Consider the following 20,169-nt stretch of genomic DNA (forward strand, 5'->3'; position numbering starts at 1 on the left):
TGCGTTCAACGGCGCGAATCGAGCGCGATCCGCACCGCCAACCCCGCGAGCACGGTACCCATCAGCCAGCGTTGCACCCGTAGCCACACCGGCCGGCCGCCGAGAAACACGGCAATCGAACCCGCCATGCTGGCGATCAGCGCGTTGACGGTAACGCTCACCACGATCTGCACGCAGCCGAGCACGATCGACTGCGCCAGCACGCTGCCGTGCCCCGGCGAGATGAATTGCGGCAGCAGCGACAAGTACATCACCGCGATCTTCGGATTCGCGAGGTTGGTCACGAGTCCCATCGTGAACAGTTTGCGGCGGCTGTCGTGCGGCAGATCGCGCACCTGGAACGGCGAGCGTCCGCCGGGTTTGACCGCCTGCCACGCCAGATACAGCAGGTAGAGCGCGCCGCCGAAACGCAACGCGTCATACGCATAGGGCACTGTCAACAGCAGCGCGGTAATGCCGAACGCGGCGCAGAACATGTAGAACACAAAACCGAGCGCGACGCCGCCGAGCGATATGAGCCCCGCGCGACGCCCCTGGCAAAGGGAGCGCGAGATCAGATAGATCATGTTCGGCCCAGGCGTGAGCACCATGCCGAGCGAAACCAGGCCGAAGGCAAGCAGCGTTGTGACAGCGGGCACGGCGTTCTCCTCTGAGAAAGTGAAATCTGGCAGTGCCGCCGAATATAGCCTATATCGCGGCACCCGGCTCACACTCGGCCTTGGGCGCGCCCCTGCGCAGGCGTCAGCGGCGCAAAATGTTTATCCTCACCGATGTTCCCGGCGCCGCCGAGGCGACCGGGGTCATCGCAAGGAGATGCCATTGACCGACCACGCTGATTCTTCCCCATCCTCCAAGCCGCAGATCGATCCGGCATTGCTCGAACTCGCGCATGAAGTCTTCGAACTTGCACGACGCGGTGATGCCGCGATGCTCGCCGCGGTGATCGAAAAAGGCGTGCCGCCGAATTTGCGCAATGACAAAGGCGACAGTCTCGTGATGCTGGCGAGTTATCACGGTCACGTGGATGCGGTGCGGACGCTGCTTGAGCATGGCGCCGATCCAAACCTGCGCAATGATAATGGGCAGACACCCATTGCCGGCGCCGCGTTTAAGGGCTTTGACGCCGTGATTCAGGTATTGCTTGCGCATGGCGCGGATGTCGAGGGTGCATCGCCGGATGGGCGCACTGCTCTTATGGTCGCTGCCATGTTCAATCGCACGGCGATTGTCGATCTGCTGATTGCCCACGGGGCAGATCCCGGTGCGCGTGATTTGAACGGAACGACTCCAAATCGACATCGACACCGGCGAGTTCCCCAATCCTCTCGACAGTAACGTCCGCGGCCGAATTACTGCTCATCGAAAAAGCGATACGCCTCTTTTCAACGGCCTGGCGCTACTGCCGCCGCACCTGAAGCTTTCCATATTGCGTCCGCACAAAACCCCGTACCGTTCGCCACATCAACGAATAGCGGTAGCCCGGCACCGCGAACAGCACCAGCGCGCCGAGCGCCAGCAGACCGCAGAACAGGAACGTGCCGCGATAGCTGAACGCCTGCACCAGCAAACCCGACAACACGCCCGACAGAATCGATCCGAGCCGCGCCGCGTTGAAGAACAGCGCGGTGGCGCGGCCCGGCGAATCCGGCATCAGATCCTGCACGTAGGTCATGCCGAGGCACGAGGTCACCGCGACCACGAAGGCGTTGAGCATCTGCATCGGGATCAGCACGTCGACGTGCCCGGCCAGCGACATCGCGATGAAATAGACCGCGTGCACCGCAGCGCATGCGGCCAGCCAGTTCGGTTTGTGCAGCGTCGACGATTTCGCGCCGAGCGCGAGCATCATCGGGATTTCCGTCAATGCGCCGAGGCCGAGCATGATCGACACGTCCAGATGCGTGCCGTTCAGGCCATGCACGATGTAGAGCGGCAGCACGATCATGGTGGCGTTGGCGGCGAGGCCGAGCAGCGTGAGCGCGGCTACCGCGCGGCGAATGTCGCTCGGCGAAGCGACACCCGGCAGGTCCTCGTGCGCATCTTCGCCGGGGGCGGTCAATGGCGGCACCGTGATCGACGCCGACGGCTCGGATGCCGTGTCCTCCACCGTGTGATCGCCCAGATGGCCTTGCGGCTCCCGCATCCGCCAGACGATCGTCGCGCAGGCGGCAAAGCTTGCCGCGGCGAACAGAAAGAGCCCGTAGAAACCGCTCGCCGCGAGCACCAGCGCGCCCACCGACGGACCGAACACCCATGCCGCAGACAGAATGGTCCGCAAGGTCGCGCTGGCGAACGCGCGCTCAGCCGGGTCCGGCACCGGCAGCGCCGCGCGGCTGAACGAGAACACCAGCGAGATGGCCGAGCCGCCCGCGCCGATAAAGGCAATGCCGACCGCCAGCAACAGCCGGTAATCACGCACTACGCATAAACACAGATAGCCGAGCGCGGCGGCTACCAGCGACGCCAGCAGCAAGGGCCGGTGCCGTCCGCTCGCGTCGCTCCAGCGGCCGGCCAAGGTGCTGGCGAGCACGCCGCTGGCGGCGATCAGCGTCATGAATACGCCGAGCCTGAACGGCGTCATGGCGGCGCGTTCGACGCCGAACAGCGACAGATACGGAGCGGTAAACGACATCGCCACCCCGAGCATGAGGGTGGCGGCGGCCAGCGGCTTGAAGCCAGGGATGCGCAGCAGATCGAAAAAACGTGAGGTCTTCAGCACGGGTGGCGGTGGTCAGGGAACGCGAGCCGCTGCCAGGCGCCATGGGCGCCAAGGAATGCATGGCCGGATCGACGGAGCATTATCGGCCGACCTCGCTTGCGCGTAAACCCGCGTACCCCGCGTCCCAAATTCGCGTAGCGTGCCGTCGCTGACGAACTCGCAACGAGGAAAACGCTGCTTGCCGTCCGTTGCGCGCATTGCTTCGGCGGACGTGCTTCGGCGGACGTGCTTCGGGACGTGCATTAGCGCGGTGGATGCCTCGCAAGATTCGCTCCCGCGTTGCCGCCCTCGCCGCTACATCGTCACAGAAGGACGTAACCGCGCTTTTCGAGCGTCCGCAGGTGCCATTGATTGCCGTAGACGCCGCAAGCGATGCAGAACAGGATCGACAGCGCCAGTCCGATCAGGTCGCCCGCACTGCCCCACAGGCCCGCAAAGAAAAGCATGATATTGACCGCCAGCATGACGAAAGCGGCAAACCACATTCTCTTTGACAAAGCCCACACGAAGCCGAGCAGGAACGCGCCCCAGCTGAAGCCGGTGGCGACGGCGACCGTTTCGTCCTTGCCCGGGTAATGCAGATAGATTCGTTCTCCCATTTCCTTTCCTGAACGCGATGACACGCCGCTGATTTGCGGCAAATGATGATGTTTAACACGCCCGGTTGGCAAGAACGTGTGTCTGCCTACATTTTCATCGAACGCGTGCGGATCATGAACGACGCCGTTTTTTCAGAATCCTGCTGGGGAAGATGTTCTTGCTGAAGCTGTTGCGCAATGTACCAGGTGATTTTTCTTACCAAATCCGCAATCATCAACAATATCTCGCCTGAAGAGGCAACCAACCTCGGGAGTCACGATGGCCACGCAAACAGCTTACTCACAGAAAGCCCCCTCGCGCGCCGAGGTAGACACCCTCCCGGGCGCCACGGTATTGGAATTCGGCACAGACTGGTGCGGCTACTGCCAGGGCGCGCAGGCGTCGATCAGCAAGGCCTTCGAACCACACACCGGCATTAGGCATCTAAAGATTGAAGACGGACCCGGCCACCCGCTGGGCCGCTCCTTCAAGGTCAAACTCTGGCCAACGCTGATCTTCATGCGCGACGGCGCCGAAGTCGCACGCGTAGTGCGCCCCGCCAACGCGACCGAGATTGCCGAAGCCTTCACGTCTCTCTGATCCGCGCGCGGATCCGGGCGCGATCACAGCGTGCCCCGCCGCAACGCGTAAGCGACAACCCATCATGCGACAAGCCATCCATCACTTGAGCGTCAAAGCCCGCACCAGCGGACTCGTCGAGTTCACCGACGAAGCGCGCCGCTTCGTCGCCGAACAGGCGATCGGCACCGGCCTGCTGACGCTGTTCTGCCGTCACACTTCAGCTTCTCTATTAATCCAGGAAAACGCCGATCCTGCCGTGCAACGAGATCTGGAACGCTACTTCGCGAGCCTCGCGCCCGAAGACGCCGAGCGTTACGAACACAATGCCGAAGGACCGGACGATATGCCGGCCCACCTTCGCACGGCGTTGACGCAGGTGCAATTGTCGGTGCCGGTCGAGCACGGCCAGATGGTGCTCGGCACGTGGCAAGGTCTTTACCTGTTCGAACATCGCCGTCGCACGCAACCGCGCGATATCGTGCTGCACCTGATCGGCGAATGATCTGCTGCCGGCGCTGTCGAAGCAGACAGCAGACCCCGGCAGCAGATATCTGCAAATGCGTTTGCTGCACTGCTTTATCCGTCAACCGGCTTAAAGGGAGCAACATCTCATGGGCACCCATAGCGAACTGCAGGCTACCGTCGATGCGATGGTCCAACCCGGCAAGGGCCTTCTCGCCGCCGACGAAAGCGGCCCGACCATCGCCAAACGCTTCAGGACGATCGGCCTCGAATCCAGCGAGGAAAACCGCCGTGCGTACCGCAATCTGCTGCTGACCACGCCCGGTCTCGGCGAGTTCATCAGCGGCGTGATCCTCTACGAAGAAACGCTCGGTCAGAAAGCGAACGACGGTACGCCGTTTGCGCAACTGGCCGCCAGAAACGGCATCGTGCCGGGCATCAAGGTAGACCTCGGCAAGATCCCGCTTGCGCTCGCCCCCGGCGACGAAATCACCGAAGGCCTCGACGGCCTCGCCAAACGCTTCGTCGACTACAAGCGGCAAGGCGCGCGCTTTGCCAAATGGCGTGCGGTGTACAACGTCACGGCAAGTCTGCCGAGCCGGCTCGCGATCGAAGCGAATGCCGATTCGCTGGCGCGTTACGCGGCGATTTCCCAGGAAGCGGGCATCGTGCCGATCGTCGAACCGGAAGTGCTGATAGACGGCGATCACACCATCGAGCGCAGCGCCGAAGTGACCGAGGCAGTGTTGCACGAGGTCTTTCACGCGCTGCATCGGCATCGTGTCGTGCTCGAACACATCCTGCTGAAGCCGAGCATGGTGCTGGCCGGCGCGGATCATGCCCAGCAATCGACCACTGCGGAGATCGCGGCGCAAACCTTGCGGGTGCTCAAACGTACGGTGCCGTCCGCCGTGCCGGGCATCGTGTTCCTGTCCGGCGGCCAAGCGCCGGAAGAAGCCACAGCCAATCTCGACGCGATGAATCGCCTCGGGCCGCTGCCGTGGAATCTGAGCTTTTCATATGGACGGGCGTTGCAGGAACCGCCGCTGCAAACATGGAAGGGCGAGGCAAGCCACGTCGAAGAAGCGCAAAAGGCCTTGCTCAAGCGTGCGCGCCTGAATGGCGCAGCAGCGCTCGGCCAGTACGACGCGTCGCAGGAAAAGAAGTAACGTGGGCGGCAACCGATGGTCCGCGATGCCGGGACATATAAGGTCGTGGCGGCCCGGCCGCGCCGTGCATGGCGGCCGGCAAGCTTACGGTTCGCACGCAACCAGCGCGTGCAGTTCGTCGATATTGAACGGCTTGGCGAGAATCGCCACGCCGAGCCGGCGCGCCCGTTCGAGTTCGTCGGCGTAGCCCGTCATCAGCGCGATCTTCTGCGCCGGCCACGCGCTGCGTACTTTTTCCGCGAGGTCGATACCGCTGAGCTTGCCCGGCATCTGGATGTCGGATAGCACGAGTTCGAACTTCGCGCCGCCGCTCAGCACGTCGAACGCCTGATCGGCGGTGGGTTCATGCCGCACTTCGCAACCGAAGGTCTCCAGCACCGCGGCCACACCCGCCGCCACGTCCTCGTTGTCTTCGACCAGCAGAACCATGCCGGGCGACGAAGGCGCCGGCTGATACGCCGCTTCGGCGCCGGGCGCCGCCTTATGACGCTCGCGATAGCGCGGCAGATAAAGCCTGACGGTGGTGCCGCTGCCCGGCACGCTGTCGATCCTGGCCGCGCCCGCCGCCTGTTCGCACATCGCGAGAACCTGGGCGAGACCGAGGCCGCTGCCCGAGCCGCGCAGTTTGGTGGTGAACAGCGGTTCGAACGCGCGCCGCGCAACCGCTTCGGGCATGCCCTCGCCGTCGTCCGAGCAGGCAATCAGCACGTATTCGCCGTCCGGCAGCAACGTATCGCTGCTCATCAGCCGATTGTTCTGGCAGCGAATCACAAAACGGCCGCCACGCGGCATTGCATCGCGCGCATTGACAGCAAGGTTCACGAGTGCGAATTCGAGGTCGGTCGGATCGGCCAGCACCGGCCAGACGTTGTCGACTATGTTCAACGCCACTTCCACGTTGTCGCCGAGCGCTGCGTCGATCAGCGGCACGACTGCGGGCAGCCATTGGGCGAAGTCGAGCGGTTCCTGTTTGAGCGGCTGCTTTTTCGCGACGCTCAATAGACGCCGCGTCAGCGATTCAGCGGTGGCGGTTGCGCGCTCCACCGCGAGCACTTCTTTTTCGAGGTTGTTAAAGCGCTTCAGCCGCGCAAGCTCGGTGTTCGCCGACACTACCATCAGCAGATTGTTGAAATCGTGCGCGACGTTGGCGACCAGATTGCCGAGCGCGCCCATACGCTGCAATTGCCGGCTCGATGCCTCGGCGGAAAGACGCATCGCCACTTCGCCCTGCCAGCGCTCCCACGCGCGGCGCTCCCCTTCGAGTCGACGCAGCGAGAAAAACACCAGCAGCCAGATCGCGAGGCACGGCACGGCCGTGATCGCCGCGATCAGTATGAAATGGCCGCGCCACGCGCCGGTGATCGACGCGGTTGCGTAAGCGCTCATCACGTAGAGCGGATAGTCGCCGACGCGGCGAAACGCCAGCAAGCGTTCGACGCCGTCCACCGTCGAGGTCAGGCGGATGTGACCGAACAGCTGTTGGTCGCGCAATGCGGCGATGAACGCGCTCTGCGCTTTTGGCTGGGCGCCCGCGGGCCATGCCGGATAGCGGACCAGCAGATTGCCGTCCTGGCGGTATAAGCCTAGCGACAGCGACGCATCCCCACTCGTCAGATCACGATAGAAGCGCGAGAAATACTCATTACGTAGCGCGACCGACACCACACCGAGGAATGGCCCGTTGATACCCGAGCGGCCAATCGCCGTGTTGAACACATCGGTTCGCGACAGCGGCCCGAACATCGGCAGCGAAAAATACGGGTGTGGACGCATTGCTTTGGCCGCAGTGAAGTCCTCGCGCTGCGCAACCGACATCGCCGGCGCCGGATAGACGCGGCTCGACACCAGCAGATCGCCGGCCGCGCCGAACACCGCGATCGACGCGACCTGTGGGAAATCGCCGCCGATTTCGCGCAAGCGATCGTGCAATGCGGCTTCATGCGCGCGTATTCCCGTGTCGTCCTCATCGCCCAATAGCTCGACGATGCGCGAGGCCATCTGCTGATTGAGGTCCAGCACCTTGACGGCCTGTTCCTCAGCCACGCGCGCGAGCCTGTCGATCATGTCGTTCGAATCCGCGATGCGGCGCTGGTAGTCGAAATAGCCATAGCCCGCGAGGCAGGCCAGCGGAAACACAATCGAAACGGCAAGCACGATCAGCAGCACGCGCCGCGTCGCCGCGAAGTTTCGCGAGGGCATCGGGAAATCGACTGCGACACGTTCCGCACGCTGCACGGTCACGATCTCCATGAAAGATGACAACAGGTGGGGTGAGCGTTGCACAGCGTTTCGCGGATTGTCTCGCATGTTCCGCGCGGCGTCCGTGCGCCAATTCCCATTCCGTCGGAATGTACCTTACTTCTGTCGTTCGCCCTAGCCTGCCGGACTAAGGAAACGATGTGCGTATCGATGTGCGTATCGATGTACTTATCGTCGGACGAATTCGGGTATGCGAATTGCTGACGAGCCGCCCTCACTGTCCGGAATTGACACTCTCATCGGTGGTGAGCTGCTCCTGCAAACCGTCAAACACCCGCTGCGTCGCCCGGCTCGGCGCTTCGAGCGCGAACAGCAACAACGAACGCCCTGTCACCTGGTAAGCATCACCAGCACGGAACTCCGGCAACTCCGCCCGCACGGGCATATTGGTGTCGAGCAGACAGGTCCACTGCTCGCCCTCCGGAATATCGGGCAGCGTGAAGTTGACCACGTCGTGATGTGCGTTCAGCACCAACAGCAAAGTGGCATCGGACGCAGGCCGGCGAATGCCGGACGCTTGCGCGCGCCCGTCGATCACCAGACCAAAGCAGCGCATCGACGGATCGTCCCATTGTTCAGGAGAAAGATCGCTGCCGTCGGGCGACAGCCAGCGCGCGTCTGTCACATCCAGCGCTTCGTTGTACTCGCCGGCGAGAAAGCGCCCGCGCCGCAACACCGGCAAACGATGACGCAGCGTGGTCAGATTCTTGACGAACTCGATCAATGCGCGGCCGTCGTCGTCGATGCTCTCCCAATCGACCCAGCTGATCTCGTTGTCCTGGCAATACGCGTTGTTGTTGCCCTTCTGCGTGCGGCCGAATTCGTCGCCGGCGAGCATCAGCGGCGTGCCTTGCGAGAGCAGCAGCGTGGCCAGCAGGTTGCGTTTCTGGCGCTCGCGTTGCTGGCGGATCTCGGCGTCATCCGTTGGACCTTCAACGTCGAAATTCCACGACTTGTTGTCCGAGTGGCCATCGTTGTTGTCTTCGCCGTTGGCCTCGTTGTGCTTGTCGTTGTACGAGACCAGATCGTTGAGCGTGAAGCCGTCGTGCGCGGCGATGAAATTGACGCTGGCCCACGGACGGCGGCCGCGATGATTGAACTTGTCGCCCGAACCGGTCAGGCGTTTGGCGAGATCGCCGACCGCGCCCTCGTCGCCCTTCCAGTATCCGCGCACGGTGTCGCGAAAGCGGTCGTTCCATTCGGCCCAGCCCGGCGGAAAGCCGCCCACCTGATAGCCGCCGGGGCCGCAGTCCCACGGTTCCGCGACCAGCCGCACACTCGAGAGCACCGGATCTTGCCGGCAGCTGTCGAGAAAGCCTCCGCCTTCGTCGAAACCGTGCGGCTCGCGGCCGAGAATGGTCGCGAGGTCGAAACGGAAGCCGTCGACTTTCATCTCCGTCACCCAGTAGCGCAAGCTGTCGGTGACCATTTGCAGCACACGTGGATGCGACAGGTTCAGCGTGTTGCCGGTGCCTGTGTCGTTGATGTAGTAGCGCGGCTCGTCGGGCATCAGCCGGTAGTACGACGCGTTGTCGATGCCTTTGAAGGAAATGGTCGGCCCGCGCTCGTTGCCTTCGGCGGTGTGGTTGTAGACCACGTCGAGAATCACTTCGAGGTTGGCGTTATGAAAGCTGTCCACCATTCCCTTGAATTCGCCGACTGAATTGATCGACGACGCAAAGAAACGCGGATCGGCCGCGAAGAAGCCGATCGTGTTGTAGCCCCAGTAGTTCGTGAGCCCCTTCTCGAGCAGATGGCTGTCGTTGACGAAGGTCTGAACCGGCAGCAATTCGACCGACGTGACACCGAGGCTTTTGATGTAGTCGACCACGACTTGCTGCCCGAGCCCCGCGAACGTGCCACGCAGATTTTCCGGCACGCCGGGATGACGCTTCGTAAACCCGCGCACGTGGGTCTCGTAGAAGATCACGCGCTCCCACGGCAATGCATTGCGCTCTGGATGAGTCCACGAGAAATTCGCATCGACCACCTCGCACTTCGGCACGAAGGGGGCGCTGTCGCGCTCGTCGAATGACAGATCACCTTGTTCCGAATCGAGCGTATAGCCGAAGATTTCCGGCGCCCACTTGAGATCGCCGATATGGGCTTTGGCATAGGGGTCCAGCAGCAGCTTGTTCGGGTTGAAGCGATGGCCATTTTCGGGTTCGTAGGGACCATGCACGCGATAGCCGTAAACCGCGCCCGGTTTCAGATTGGGCACGAACACATGCCAGACCTCGTCCGTATACTCAGGCAGCTCGATGCGTTCTATTTCCGTCAGCCCCGTTTCATCGAACAGACATAGTTCGACCTTGGTTGCATGCGCAGTGAACAGTGCGAAATTGACACCGCTTCCGTTCCACGTCGCACCAAGCGGAAAGGATGTGCCTTCCGAAATGCGCGTCGAGTAATTGATCTGGGATGACATAGTGGTTCCTGTGGAGTCCGCCGACATCGACCCACGCGTACTTTTCGCGGCGCGGGCTCGCGTTCTAGGATGACGCATTTTTTCAAAGCCCGATGCAGCGTTACGGCGGCCCCGCCACACGCAACGCAGCGGCCGATTCAAGCACGCGCAACAAACGCTCCGGTGTCAGCGGCTTGGCGCAGTGCGCATCGAAACCCACTGCTTTGGCGCGAGCCCGATCCTCACGCGATGCAAACGCGGTGCAGGCCACCAGCAACATATGCGCGGTCAATGGATTGGCCCTGAGGCGGCGTGCCAGTTCGAAGCCGTCGAGGCCCGGCATCTTGATGTCAAGCACGACTGCAAACGGCTGCCATTCGCAGGCCATTTCACAAGCGGCCAGAGGATCGTCAAGTGCGCGGCACTCGAAGCCGTCCGCGTTCAGCACCATCTGCAACGCTTCGGCGGCTTCACGATAATCGTCCACCACCAGGACGCGCCGGTGCGAGGCCATTGCATATCGAATCGGCCGCCAGACTACGACGTCGTCGTTCTCGTCCATTCCGTCGTTGGGCGTCACCATCCTCTCCTTGTGCCGCTAGCGGGCACCTTCGAAATACGCGCGCAAGATTCGCTCCCGCCGCGCAGTCAAGGTCGACGATTCTTCTGGCGTTTGTTTCAGTTCCGGCCGACACGCTGCTGGGCGGTGCCTTTCTTTTCAACCATAGCTTACAGTGCGCCATGCTGCTCGCTGGATTGCGGGCGACGATCCATCAACGTATGCACTGGATCTCGCGGCGGGTCATGGAACGCACGTCCGTCGTGCACGTCGCCCTTGGGGTGTGCAGCGCAGAAGGCTGATCGGCGAATTCGCGCCGCAAGTGGTGATTCTCGATATCGGCTTGCCGCTTCTGAACGACTATGAAGTAGCGCGGCGCGTTCGCAGCGATCATCGCGGCGCCGGCATTCTGCTGATCGCCGTCACCGGCTGGGGTCAACAGCAGGACAAGCAGACCGCCGAGGCGGCCGGCTTCGACCATCATTTCACCAAGCCCGTCGATCCACGCGAATTGCAGCGCGTGTTGAGCCGGCAGCGCGTTTAACCGTCGCCGCGCAAAGCCGCTGCAACCCGCGCGATCTGCTGTTTCGCCGCTTCATACACATGCTCGGGCGTGAAGCCGAATTTCTTCTTCAGATCGCTCAACGGCGCGGACGCACCGAAAGTATGCATCGCCACCTGCGCGCCCAGGCGCCCGACGTAGCGATCCCAGCCGAGCGTGGCAGCCTGTTCGACGGCCACTCGCGCGTCGATGTCCGGCGGCAGCACCGAGTCCCGATACGCGTCGTCCTGACGCTCGAAGATATCCCACGACGGCATCGACACCACGCGCGCCGCAATCCCCTCGCTCCTAAGCTTCTCGTAGACGTCGACGCATATTGACACTTCACTGCCTGTGGCCAGCAATAGCACCTGCGGCTTCTGCCCGTCAGGCGCATCGGCCAGCACGTAAGCTCCCTTCTGTACGCCCTTGGCCGACGCATAGCGGCTGCGGTCGAAAGTCGGCAGCGGCTGACGCGACAGGACGATGCACGACGGCCGCCGCGGCTGCGACAGCGCCACGCGCCACGCTTGTGCCACTTCGTTCGCGTCGCCTGGACGCAGCAGCGTCAAGCCGGGCACGCCGCGCAGCGACGCCAGTTGCTCGATCGGCTGATGAGTCGGACCGTCTTCGCCGACACCGATCGAATCGTGCGTGAACACGAAGATGGCCGGCACTTCCATGATCGCGGAGAGGCGGATCGGCGGCTTCATGTAGTCGCTGAAAATCAGGAAGGTCGAGCCGAACGGCCGCAGATTCGACAATGCGAGGCCGTTCACCACTGCGCCCATCGCATGTTCGCGAATCCCGAAGTGCAGATTGCGGCCGCCATAGTTGTCGTGCTCGAAGCTGCCCGCGCCTTCGAATTTCAGGTTGGTCTTGGTGGACGGCGCCAGATCGGCCGCCCCGCCGATCATCCACGGCACGCGTGCGGCAATCGCGTTGAGCACCTTACCCGACGAATCGCGCGAGGCGATGCCCTTCGGGTCGGCATCGAAAGCAGGAATGTCGCGGTCCCAACCCGCCGGCAATTCGTGCGCTTCCATCTGCGCGAATTCGCGCGACAGCTCAGGATACTTTTGCGTGTACGCCTCGTACTTCGCTTGCCATGCCTCGCGTGCCGCCTCGCCGCGCGCGCCGATGCCTTGCTCGAAACGTTCGTGCACGCCGTCCGGCACGTAGAAGAACCTGTCTTCCGGCCAGCCGTACGCGCGCTTGGCGAGCGCCACTTCCTCCACGCCGAGCGGTTCGCCATGCGCGGACGCCGTGTCCTGCTTATGCGGCGCGCCCCAGCCGATGATGCTGTTGACCACGATCAGCGTCGGCTTGCCGGTGACGCTCTTCGCTTCGACAAGCGCGGCTTCGAGCGCCGCGGTGTCGTTCGCGTCCTGCACGTGCAGCGTGTGCCAGTTGTAGCCGCGAAAGCGGCTTTCCACATCGTCGCTGTACGCGAGGTCCGTGTGGCCTTCGATCGTCACGCGGTTGCTGTCGTAAATCCAGATCAGGTTCGAGAGCTGCAAATGGCCGGCGAGCGACGCCGCTTCGTGCGAAATGCCTTCCATCATGTCGCCGTCGCCGCATAGCGCGTAGACCCGGTAATCGAACAGCGACGCATCGGTTCGATTGAAATGGGTCTCGTACCAGCGCGCCGCCATGGCCATGCCGACACTGTTGCCGAGCCCCTGGCCGAGCGGCCCGGTAGTGGTTTCGACGCCGGTCGTCAAGCGGTACTCGGGGTGGCCCGGCGTGTTGCTGCCGATCTGGCGAAAATGCCGGATATCGTCGAGCGAGACAGCGGGCTTACCGGTCGGCTTGCCCTCGTCGTCCACCGCCTTCACGTTGGCCAGATGCAGAAGCGAATACAGCAGCATCGACGCATGTCCGACCGACAGCACGAAGCGGTCGCGGTTCGGCCACAACGGTTCGTCCGGGTCATAACGCAGATGGTGTTGCCACAGATGATAGGCAACCGGCGCCAGTGCCATCGGCGTGCCTGGGTGGCCGGAATTCGCCTTTTGCACGGCGTCCATCGACAGCGTGCGAATCGTGTTGATGCACAACTGATCGAGGGCGGGATCGTTTTGCATGGGGACACTCCTTGTTCGGCGGTTGAGAACATCGCCGGGACGCACTGCATCGGCATGCCCGGCGAACCGTGCTCGTCAGGAAGAACTCATCAGGAACCGCTGCCAACCTCGCCGATGATGCGCCGATGCGCGCAAATCTGCACGGCGCGTTACAGACAGGCACGTGCAAGCGCCATGCCGGGCCGCCAGTCAGGGGCTGAACTTTCAGACGGCTTGCGGCCCTGACGGGACGCAAAGCCGGAAGGGATCAACAGCAGGCCATGCACGTATTTGCCGCGATCAAGCCGCGCGCAGCCAGTGTTCGGCAAGCGGGCCGCGGGCGCCGTCGATCGGGTCCGTGGGGGAGACTGGCGATGCGGCGGTCGGAACGAAAAAGGCGCGCCGGGATGCCCCGGCGCGCCTTGTGGTCCTGCTGTACGTCGTAAAGAACGACGTGCCGCTCATTACACGCTTAGCGCAGTTTCGCGACGTCCTTATCGCTCACACGTGTCGCCGCCGGATTGCCGAACTGCGTCGTCACGTAGTTCGTGAGCGCGGCGATCTGCGCATCGCTCAGTTGCGTGGCGAACGCCGGCATGCCGACGTCGTTGCCCGGGGTTTTGCGCTGCACGCCGTGCAGGATCACCTGCACCAGATTGTCCGGATTGGACGCACCCACCGTCGAGTTACGCAGCAGCGACGGATAGTAGCCATCGGGCGTGCCCTTGCCTTGCGCCTGGTGGCACGTCGCACAGTTGCCGAGATACAGCCGCGCCGGATCGAGCGTGCCGTCGTTCATCGCCACGCCGCGCAAACGCGCAACATCCGTCGAAGGACGGCCCCACGAGCTGCGTGACTGCGAGCTGCCGTCGCTCACCGCGGGCACCGTGCGAACGTAGGTGGCGATCGCATCGATATCCGCGCCGGTCATCTTCGAGAAGCTATGCTCGACCGCTTCGCCCATTGGGCCAGCTGCTTGCGCGAGGCCCGGCACGCTGCCGGTTTGCAGGTACTGCACCAGTTGCGCATGGGTCCAGCCGCCGATCCCGCCATGGGTCGCCGACGTGATGTTGTAGCCGTCCCAACCCGCCAGCACCGAACCGCTGAGGAAGCCGCTGCCGGTTTCGTCGAGCGCCTTCTCCTGCATCGCGAAACCGCGCGGCGTATGGCAGGTGCTGCAATGCGCGAGGCCTTGCACGAGATACGCACCGCGGTTCCATGCGGCGCTCTGGTTCGGCCTGGCTTCGTACGGGCCGTTCTTCAGGAACACCCAGTTCCATACTGTCAGCGGCCAGCGCATGTTGAGCGGCCACGGAATGGCGCTTGCGCGCGTGGCCTGCTTCACCGGCGCGACGCCGTATCGGAAGTAAGCGTAGAGCGCCTTCACGTCGTCATCGCTGACTTTCGCGTAGGACACGTACGGCATCGCCGGATACAGGTTATGACCGTCCTTCGACACGCCCTTGCGCACCGCGCGATCGAAATCGGCGAGCGTCCAGTTGCCAATGCCGGTTTGCAGATCCGGCGTGATGTTGCTCGAATAGATCGTGCCGAGCATCGGCACTTTCAGCGGCAGGCCGCCGGCGTACGGCTTGCCCCTGGCGGTGCTATGGCAGGCCATGCAATCGCCGGCCGTCGCGAGGTATTCACCGCGCTTGATCAACGCGGTGTCGTTGCTGCTGACGCCCGCATCGGCTTGCGCCAGAGCAGGCACCGTCAGCGCGCTGGCCAGCAGCCAGAAAAAAGTCTTTTTCAGCACGTTCAAACTTCCTTCTTCAACTGGTCTGCCATGCGAAGTGCAAGTGCGGCAATGGTCAGCGTGACGTTGACGGTGCCGACGGTCGGCATCGTCGCGCTGCTGGAAATGAACAGGTTCGGGTGATCGAAGGTGCGGCAATGCTTGTCGACCACCGAATCGCGCGGGTCGCTGCCCATGATGGTCGCGCCCGTGATGTGGTTGTTCGGCGCGAACTCGTCCTGATACTCGATCTCCGTGCCGCCCAGCACCTTCGCTGCGTTTGCGTAGACCTCTTTCGTATGGACTGCGCCGCGCTTCACGTAATCGTCGATCGCGTAGGTAATCTCCGGGCGCGGAATGCCGATCGCATCGACTTCCGTCTTGCTCGGTACGATGCGGTTTTGCGGCTGCGGCAGGATTTCGTGGAAGCAGTCGAACTCGACGAAGCGCGCCGAGCGGTCGCGAATCTGCGCATCCAGCTCAGCGGGCTTGATCAGCTTGCCTTGCTTGAAAATTTTCTGGGTTTCCTGATCGACGCGCGACAGGTTCGACAGGTGGATCTTCTTGGCCGCTTCGGTCGAACGGAACGCACCGTCGCGAAAGCCGATCAGCGAGGTCATTTCCTGCGGGCCGCGGCCCGGCCACAGCTTTTCGTCCGCGTAGAAGGTGACGCCGGTGCCCGGGTGATCCATCAGGTTGCGGCCCACCATGTCGGAGCTGTTGCCCACGCCGTTCGGGAAGTCGTGGCTGGTGGACATCAGCATGATCTTCGGCGTTTCGATGCCGTTCGCGGCGAGCACGAAGTACTTGCCTTCCACGCGATGCTCGTTGCCTTGCGGGTCTTTGTACAAAGCCGCGGTGATGCGTTTTTGCGGACCGACTTCGAGCTTGTGGACCACGGCGTTGTCGATCAGCTTCGCGCCGGCCTGCTCAGCCTTTTCGACGTGCACGATGCCGTTGTACATCGCGCCGATCGGGCAGATCGGCATGCAGTTGTTGTTGCCGCAGCAGGTCGGCCGGCCGTCGTAGGGACGGCTGTTGCGCGCCACTGGCTCGGTCACGACGTGATAGCGCGAGTCGAAGCCGTTCAGCTTGCTCTTGATGGTCTGCTCGTTGTACGACAGCGGCAGCGGCGCCATCGGGTACGGCTGGCTGCGCGGCGAACCGAGCTCTTCGTCAGTCGGGCCCCACACGCCGAGTTCTTCTTCGGCGCGCTGATAGTACGGCTCGAGTTCGTCGTATTGCATCGGCCAGTCGCGGCCCACGCCGTACACCGTCTTCATCTTGAAGTCGTTCGGTATGAAGCGCCACGCGGACGCCGCCCAGTGCCACGTCGTGCCGCCCACTGCCCGGATGTACTGCGAGTTGAATTTGTGCTCGCCCTTCAGGATCAGATAGTTGTTGGGCGGGCCGTATTCCGGATGCGGCGCCCAGGCGCTCGACGGATACGGCGCCGAGTTATCCGACTTGTCGAACTGATTGCGAAAGCGCTCGACGATCTCCCAGCGCGGCATGCGCGGCCCGGCTTCGAGCAGGATCACTGACTTGCCCGCGAGCGCCATTTGATGCGCGACGATCGCGCCCGCGACGCCCGACCCGATGACGACGATATCGGCTTGTTGTGTGTCGGCCATTGCTTAAACTTGCCTTTCGATGGGTTTTGCCGCCCAGAAACCGGGCTTGTTGGGGCAGTACGAGCGGATGATCAGCGTGTCGGAGACCACGCCGAACATCAGCGCCTGTTCATAGGTCACGACGACGTTGTCGACCGTGCCGAGATACCAGGCTTCCATGATCTTCAGCGCGAGCACCTGTTGCGCGGTATCGGCGGAACCGGCCGCCAACGCGCCGGCCAGCTTCGGCAATTGCTGCGCGAGATCGGGCGTGGACTTGCGCAACGCGGCCAGAAGGCGCGTGCCGACATCGCGATCAAGACCGGACCTGGCCGTCAGCGATTGCGACAAGGTCATGAAGGCATCGAGCGGAACGGCCGTTGTGTCGTCGGCCAGCGCTTTGAGCGTGAGCGAGCCGGTGAGACCGGCCGCCGTCAACGCGAGCGCGCCCTGGAGCCAGCGGCGGCGCGTCATGCCCGACGCTTCACCGCTCGCGGAGTGCGCCCCGAAGGAAGTCCCCTGGGGGGGCGCCTCGTGAGTGTCTTGTGGAGTCAATTGTTGTTTATCCCTTGTGATGCGTTCAATGCGTTCTTATCCCTTGTGATGCGTTCAATGCGTTCAATACGTACTGCGAGGCTATCCGTGTTGCCGAACGTGTTGCCGGATCTCTTGCTGAAACCGCTTCAAAACTGATGCAGCATGCCGACGTAAGCGCCGGTTTGCGACTCGCCCGCGAGCGGACTCGTGTTGCTGGACGCATCACGCGGCGACGCTTCCAGCGAGAAACTCGCGTTGCCGCTGTTGCGCACGTAAGCGACCGTGCCATACAGGAAGGTGCGCTTCGACAGGTTGTAGGTGGTGCCGAGCACGTACATCATCGCGTGGCCGGACGGATCATGTGACGCATCGCCGGCGCCGTCGCCGACCTTGACGTAATAGCCGCCGCCCGTCACCGCCCAGCGCGGCTGGAAGTTATAGGTGGCGCCGAGCCAATAGTGATCCGCACTGTCGGCCACGCCGGCCGGCGAATCCGGCGCTGCGTAATGCGTATAGGCGCCCTGGATCTTCACCGCGTCGAAGTGCAGGTTCGCACCGACAAAATACTCGCGCGAACTCTGGAAGATATTGCTGAACCGGCCGTTGCTGTCGCGCAGTTCGTCATAGATGCCGCGCACGTCGAAAAGCGGCGAGTGATACGTGAGCATGATGCCGTCCGAGCGGCCGAATTCGCCGGCCGCACCGCTGTTGAACGCGCCCGGCTGATTGCCGAGCGCGTACTGCGCCTGCACGTCGAAGCCCCAGAACACCGGGCTGTGGTACTCGACGTTGTTATTGGTCTGCTGCCAGTTGCGCCCGCGCACCAGCGAAGCCGATGAAAACGCCTGCTGCACGAACGGATCGAATTCCCACACGCCGTCGCTGTCGATGAACAGATTGCGCCCGGCCTGCAGCGTGCCCCACTCCTTGCTGGACAGACCCGCGAACGCGCGCCGCGACCAGAGCCGCCCGCCGCTGGTGGTGCCGTTCATCACCTGCAATCCGGTTTCCAGGTTGAAGATCGCATTCAATCCGCCGCCGAGGTCTTCCGTACCCTTGAGCCCCAGCATGCTGGTGCCCCAATCGCCGCCTTCCGCGCTCCAGCGGCTCGAACTGCCGCCCGCGCCATTGCTGATGTGATTCAGGTATTCAACGCCGCCGTCGAGGCGGCCATATAACGTCACGCTGGTTTGACCGTAAGCCAGCGGGCTTGCCACCGCTAAGGCAGCCATTAATTTCGTACGTAGTCTCATTGTTTTGCCGTGAATTTTTTCTGTCGCGATGTTGGGCAAAGCGGATCGCGAATGAAACAAAACTACTCGACGCAGCGTGCCGCGATTTTCTGCTGCGCGGCCGCGAATCTTGACGCAAGGCTCACAACGGGCCCGGCTGCGGGCGTCTGGACGGTATTCGCAATGACCTGTTACGCATACCGCCCTACGCCGAGGAAGCGGGATTTTACCCAATTGCAAATGATGGTGTTGTGAAACTACACGCTTCGCGTGTCGAACTATAGGTGATAGACGCTTGATAGCCTATTCCGCTTGACGCAATAAACTTTTGCTGACAGTGCGCTCGACATTGGAGATCAGACGCCGATTCGGCAGATCGAAAGGCACCCACGATAAGATAGGCGGCGAATTGCCATCCGCCAAATCAAAACTCGCTAATTGCCGTGATTCGCTACTCCAATATTCGCCATTTGCCATGAACGCGCCTGAATTGACCGAAGACGAAAACCTTGGCCTCTATCAACGCGCGACCGAACACGGCGCGGAATGGTGGCGCGTCAGCATTGCGGACCGCCCGGAAAACTACCGGCTCGAGCACGGCATAGATGACGGCAACGGCGCTGCGGCGGTCGATATCGATCTGGTGGTCGACGCGGAGAATCTGCGCGCGAAGCTGAAGAAATGGCGCCGCGAAGGCTTTGCAATCGACGCGGGCGACGCCGCGAGCGAGCAGACCCCGCTCGAACGCGTGGCCTTCATGCCGGAGCTTGAACGGGTGGCCGCGCTGGCGTCGGCGGCCAGACATCGGCACGCGGAGCACGCGCCAGAAACCGTGCGCATCGGCCGTACCGACGTGCCATGCGGCGGCGGCAACCCGCTCGTGCCGCGCGTCAATCCTGCGTATCTGTTTTCCGGGCGCGTCAACGACATCGTCGAAGATATCGTCGAGAACCGGCGCGTGATGCTGATCGGCCATACCGGCGCCGGCAAGACGAGCCTGATCGAACAGGTCGCGGCGCGCTCGCGTCACGGCGTGTTGCGCTCGAACATGAACGGCCAGACCACGGTCGGCGATTTCGTCGGATTCTGGACCGTCAAGGGCGGCGAAACGATCTGGGTCGATGGCGTGCTGCCCACAGCGATGCGCGAGGGACTCTGGCTGATCGTCGACGAAATCGATTTCGCCGAGCCGTCGATTCTCGCGGCGCTCACCGCCGTGCTCGAACCGCATGGGCGCCTCGTGCTGAAGGAGAAAGGCAACGAGATCGTCGCGCCGCATCCGGCCTTCCGGCTGTTCGCCACCGCGAATGCGGTCGGCGCGATGAGCCAGTTCCGGCATCTCTACCAGGGCGCGAATCTGATGAACGAGGCGTTTCTCGATCGCTGGCGCGTCTATCTGCTCGACTATCTGACGCCGGCCGAAGAAGCCGATGTGCTGATGCGCACGCTCGCGCCGCATATGACGCGCGCGCTCGCCGACACGCTCGCGGCAATCGCCGCCGACTGCCGCGCGGCATTCGCCCGCGAGGATCTGTCGAGCGCGTTCTCGACCCGCCGGCTGCTCGACTGGGCCGAACTGATGCTGCGCACCGGCGACCCCGAACGCGCCGCTGGACCGGCGATCTACGCGAAGATCAGCCCGGAAGACGCGGCGCTGATTCGCGGCATCGTGCGCCATCACATTGCGCCGGCCGCGTGACGGTGAG

18 protein-coding genes are annotated in these 20,169 nt (G+C 63.0%); 6 read left to right on the plus strand and 12 right to left on the minus strand.

The window, feature by feature from the left end; translation table 11 throughout:
* Positions 1 to 5: 5 nt before the first annotated feature.
* Entirely contained in the window at positions 6 to 638 is a 633-nt protein-coding gene (locus AC07WT_RS31350) for a LysE family translocator (protein WP_492595847.1), read from the minus strand.
* 181 nt (positions 639 to 819) lie between these two features.
* On the opposite strand from AC07WT_RS31350, the gene AC07WT_RS31355 reads away from it, so the two are divergent.
* The gene (locus tag AC07WT_RS31355) at positions 820 to 1,335 is read left to right on the plus strand and encodes an ankyrin repeat domain-containing protein (protein WP_494949963.1); all 516 of its coding nucleotides are present in this window, start codon (positions 820 to 822) and stop codon (positions 1,333 to 1,335) included.
* 61 nt (positions 1,336 to 1,396) lie between these two features.
* Here AC07WT_RS31355 and AC07WT_RS31360 read toward each other — a convergent pair whose 3' ends face one another.
* Together AC07WT_RS31360 and AC07WT_RS31365 are read right to left on the minus strand one after the other, a co-directional pair.
* Complete coding sequence (locus AC07WT_RS31360) at positions 1,397 to 2,719, minus strand: sugar efflux transporter (RefSeq protein ID WP_494949964.1); 1,323 nt, start codon at positions 2,717 to 2,719, stop codon at positions 1,397 to 1,399.
* 302 nt (positions 2,720 to 3,021) lie between these two features.
* Positions 3,022 to 3,318 carry a DUF2628 domain-containing protein gene (locus tag AC07WT_RS31365; protein WP_494949965.1) on the minus strand — a complete coding sequence of 99 codons (297 nt, stop codon included), beginning with the start codon at positions 3,316 to 3,318 and terminating at the stop codon, positions 3,022 to 3,024.
* A 259-nt stretch (positions 3,319 to 3,577) separates the two neighbouring features.
* On the opposite strand from AC07WT_RS31365, the gene AC07WT_RS31370 reads away from it, so the two are divergent.
* The 3 genes from AC07WT_RS31370 to AC07WT_RS31380 all read left to right on the plus strand — a co-directional run bounded on the left by AC07WT_RS31370 (position 3,578) and on the right by AC07WT_RS31380 (position 5,511).
* The gene (locus tag AC07WT_RS31370; protein ID WP_494949966.1) at positions 3,578 to 3,898 is read left to right on the plus strand and encodes a thioredoxin family protein; all 321 of its coding nucleotides are present in this window, start codon (positions 3,578 to 3,580) and stop codon (positions 3,896 to 3,898) included.
* Between the two features lie 64 nt (positions 3,899 to 3,962).
* Positions 3,963 to 4,382 carry a secondary thiamine-phosphate synthase enzyme YjbQ gene (locus AC07WT_RS31375; protein WP_492595854.1) on the plus strand — a complete coding sequence of 140 codons (420 nt, stop codon included), beginning with the start codon at positions 3,963 to 3,965 and terminating at the stop codon, positions 4,380 to 4,382.
* A gap of 109 nt (positions 4,383 to 4,491) precedes the next feature.
* On the plus strand, positions 4,492 to 5,511 hold the full coding sequence (locus tag AC07WT_RS31380) for a class I fructose-bisphosphate aldolase (RefSeq protein ID WP_494949967.1): 1,020 nt from the start codon (positions 4,492 to 4,494) through the stop codon (positions 5,509 to 5,511).
* An 84-nt stretch (positions 5,512 to 5,595) separates the two neighbouring features.
* Here AC07WT_RS31380 and AC07WT_RS31385 read toward each other — a convergent pair whose 3' ends face one another.
* The 3 genes from AC07WT_RS31385 to AC07WT_RS31395 form a co-directional block, all read right to left on the minus strand.
* Entirely contained in the window at positions 5,596 to 7,746 is a 2,151-nt protein-coding gene (locus AC07WT_RS31385) for a hybrid sensor histidine kinase/response regulator family protein (RefSeq protein WP_494951090.1), read from the minus strand.
* A 238-nt stretch (positions 7,747 to 7,984) separates the two neighbouring features.
* Positions 7,985 to 10,198, minus strand: coding sequence for a glycogen debranching protein GlgX (glgX, locus tag AC07WT_RS31390; protein WP_494949968.1), 2,214 nt, complete (start codon positions 10,196 to 10,198; stop codon positions 7,985 to 7,987).
* Positions 10,199 to 10,298: 100 nt separating this feature from the next.
* Complete coding sequence (locus tag AC07WT_RS31395; RefSeq protein ID WP_494949969.1) at positions 10,299 to 10,760, minus strand: response regulator; 462 nt, start codon at positions 10,758 to 10,760, stop codon at positions 10,299 to 10,301.
* 151 nt (positions 10,761 to 10,911) lie between these two features.
* On the opposite strand from AC07WT_RS31395, the gene AC07WT_RS31400 reads away from it, so the two are divergent.
* A complete protein-coding gene (locus tag AC07WT_RS31400; RefSeq protein WP_494949970.1) occupies positions 10,912 to 11,280 on the plus strand; it encodes a response regulator in 369 nt (122 codons plus the stop codon).
* On the opposite strand, the gene tkt is transcribed toward AC07WT_RS31400, so the two are convergent.
* The 6 genes from tkt to AC07WT_RS31430 form a co-directional block, all read right to left on the minus strand.
* Positions 11,277 to 13,364 (minus strand): transketolase, encoded by a 2,088-nt coding sequence (gene tkt / locus AC07WT_RS31405; RefSeq protein ID WP_494949971.1) that lies wholly within the window; start codon positions 13,362 to 13,364, stop codon positions 11,277 to 11,279. The two genes, AC07WT_RS31400 and tkt, sit on opposite strands and share 4 nt — an antisense overlap.
* 451 nt (positions 13,365 to 13,815) lie before the next feature.
* Positions 13,816 to 15,102 carry a c-type cytochrome gene (locus AC07WT_RS31410; RefSeq protein ID WP_494949972.1) on the minus strand — a complete coding sequence of 429 codons (1,287 nt, stop codon included), beginning with the start codon at positions 15,100 to 15,102 and terminating at the stop codon, positions 13,816 to 13,818.
* Between the two features lie 2 nt (positions 15,103 to 15,104).
* Entirely contained in the window at positions 15,105 to 16,715 is a 1,611-nt protein-coding gene (locus tag AC07WT_RS31415) for a GMC family oxidoreductase (protein ID WP_494949973.1), read from the minus strand.
* A 3-nt stretch (positions 16,716 to 16,718) separates the two neighbouring features.
* Positions 16,719 to 17,168 (minus strand): sugar dehydrogenase complex small subunit, encoded by a 450-nt coding sequence (locus AC07WT_RS31420; RefSeq protein WP_494951091.1) that lies wholly within the window; start codon positions 17,166 to 17,168, stop codon positions 16,719 to 16,721.
* Between the two features lie 209 nt (positions 17,169 to 17,377).
* Entirely contained in the window at positions 17,378 to 18,484 is a 1,107-nt protein-coding gene (locus AC07WT_RS31425) for a porin (RefSeq protein WP_494949974.1), read from the minus strand.
* Between the two features lie 282 nt (positions 18,485 to 18,766).
* Complete coding sequence (locus AC07WT_RS31430) at positions 18,767 to 18,940, minus strand: hypothetical protein (RefSeq protein ID WP_494949975.1); 174 nt, start codon at positions 18,938 to 18,940, stop codon at positions 18,767 to 18,769.
* On the opposite strand from AC07WT_RS31430, the gene AC07WT_RS31435 reads away from it, so the two are divergent.
* On the plus strand, positions 18,939 to 20,162 hold the full coding sequence (locus AC07WT_RS31435) for an AAA family ATPase (RefSeq protein WP_494949976.1): 1,224 nt from the start codon (positions 18,939 to 18,941) through the stop codon (positions 20,160 to 20,162). The two genes, AC07WT_RS31430 and AC07WT_RS31435, sit on opposite strands and share 2 nt — an antisense overlap.
* Positions 20,163 to 20,169 lie beyond the last annotated feature (7 nt).

The sequence above is a fragment of the Paraburkholderia sp. GW821-FHT02A12 genome (genome assembly GCF_059422005.1).

What these genes read in the sequence shown, in the direction of transcription:
- AC07WT_RS31380 (WP_494949967.1), top strand. Translation starts at nt 4,492, where the DNA reads ATGGGCACCCATAGCGAACTGCAGGCTACCGTCGATGCGATGGTCCAA.
- AC07WT_RS31395 (WP_494949969.1), bottom strand. Translation starts at nt 10,760, where the DNA reads ATGGTGACGCCCAACGACGGAATGGACGAGAACGACGACGTCGTAGTC.
- AC07WT_RS31430 (WP_494949975.1), bottom strand. Translation starts at nt 18,940, where the DNA reads ATGGCAAATGGCGAATATTGGAGTAGCGAATCACGGCAATTAGCGAGT.
- AC07WT_RS31415 (WP_494949973.1), bottom strand. Translation starts at nt 16,715, where the DNA reads ATGGCCGACACACAACAAGCCGATATCGTCGTCATCGGGTCGGGCGTC.
- AC07WT_RS31425 (WP_494949974.1), bottom strand. Translation starts at nt 18,484, where the DNA reads ATGAGACTACGTACGAAATTAATGGCTGCCTTAGCGGTGGCAAGCCCG.
- AC07WT_RS31365 (WP_494949965.1), bottom strand. Translation starts at nt 3,318, where the DNA reads ATGGGAGAACGAATCTATCTGCATTACCCGGGCAAGGACGAAACGGTC.
- AC07WT_RS31370 (WP_494949966.1), top strand. Translation starts at nt 3,578, where the DNA reads ATGGCCACGCAAACAGCTTACTCACAGAAAGCCCCCTCGCGCGCCGAG.
- glgX (WP_494949968.1), bottom strand. Translation starts at nt 10,198, where the DNA reads ATGTCATCCCAGATCAATTACTCGACGCGCATTTCGGAAGGCACATCC.
- tkt (WP_494949971.1), bottom strand. Translation starts at nt 13,364, where the DNA reads ATGCAAAACGATCCCGCCCTCGATCAGTTGTGCATCAACACGATTCGC.
- AC07WT_RS31435 (WP_494949976.1), top strand. Translation starts at nt 18,939, where the DNA reads ATGAACGCGCCTGAATTGACCGAAGACGAAAACCTTGGCCTCTATCAA.
- AC07WT_RS31375 (WP_492595854.1), top strand. Translation starts at nt 3,963, where the DNA reads ATGCGACAAGCCATCCATCACTTGAGCGTCAAAGCCCGCACCAGCGGA.
- AC07WT_RS31420 (WP_494951091.1), bottom strand. Translation starts at nt 17,168, where the DNA reads ATGACGCGCCGCCGCTGGCTCCAGGGCGCGCTCGCGTTGACGGCGGCC.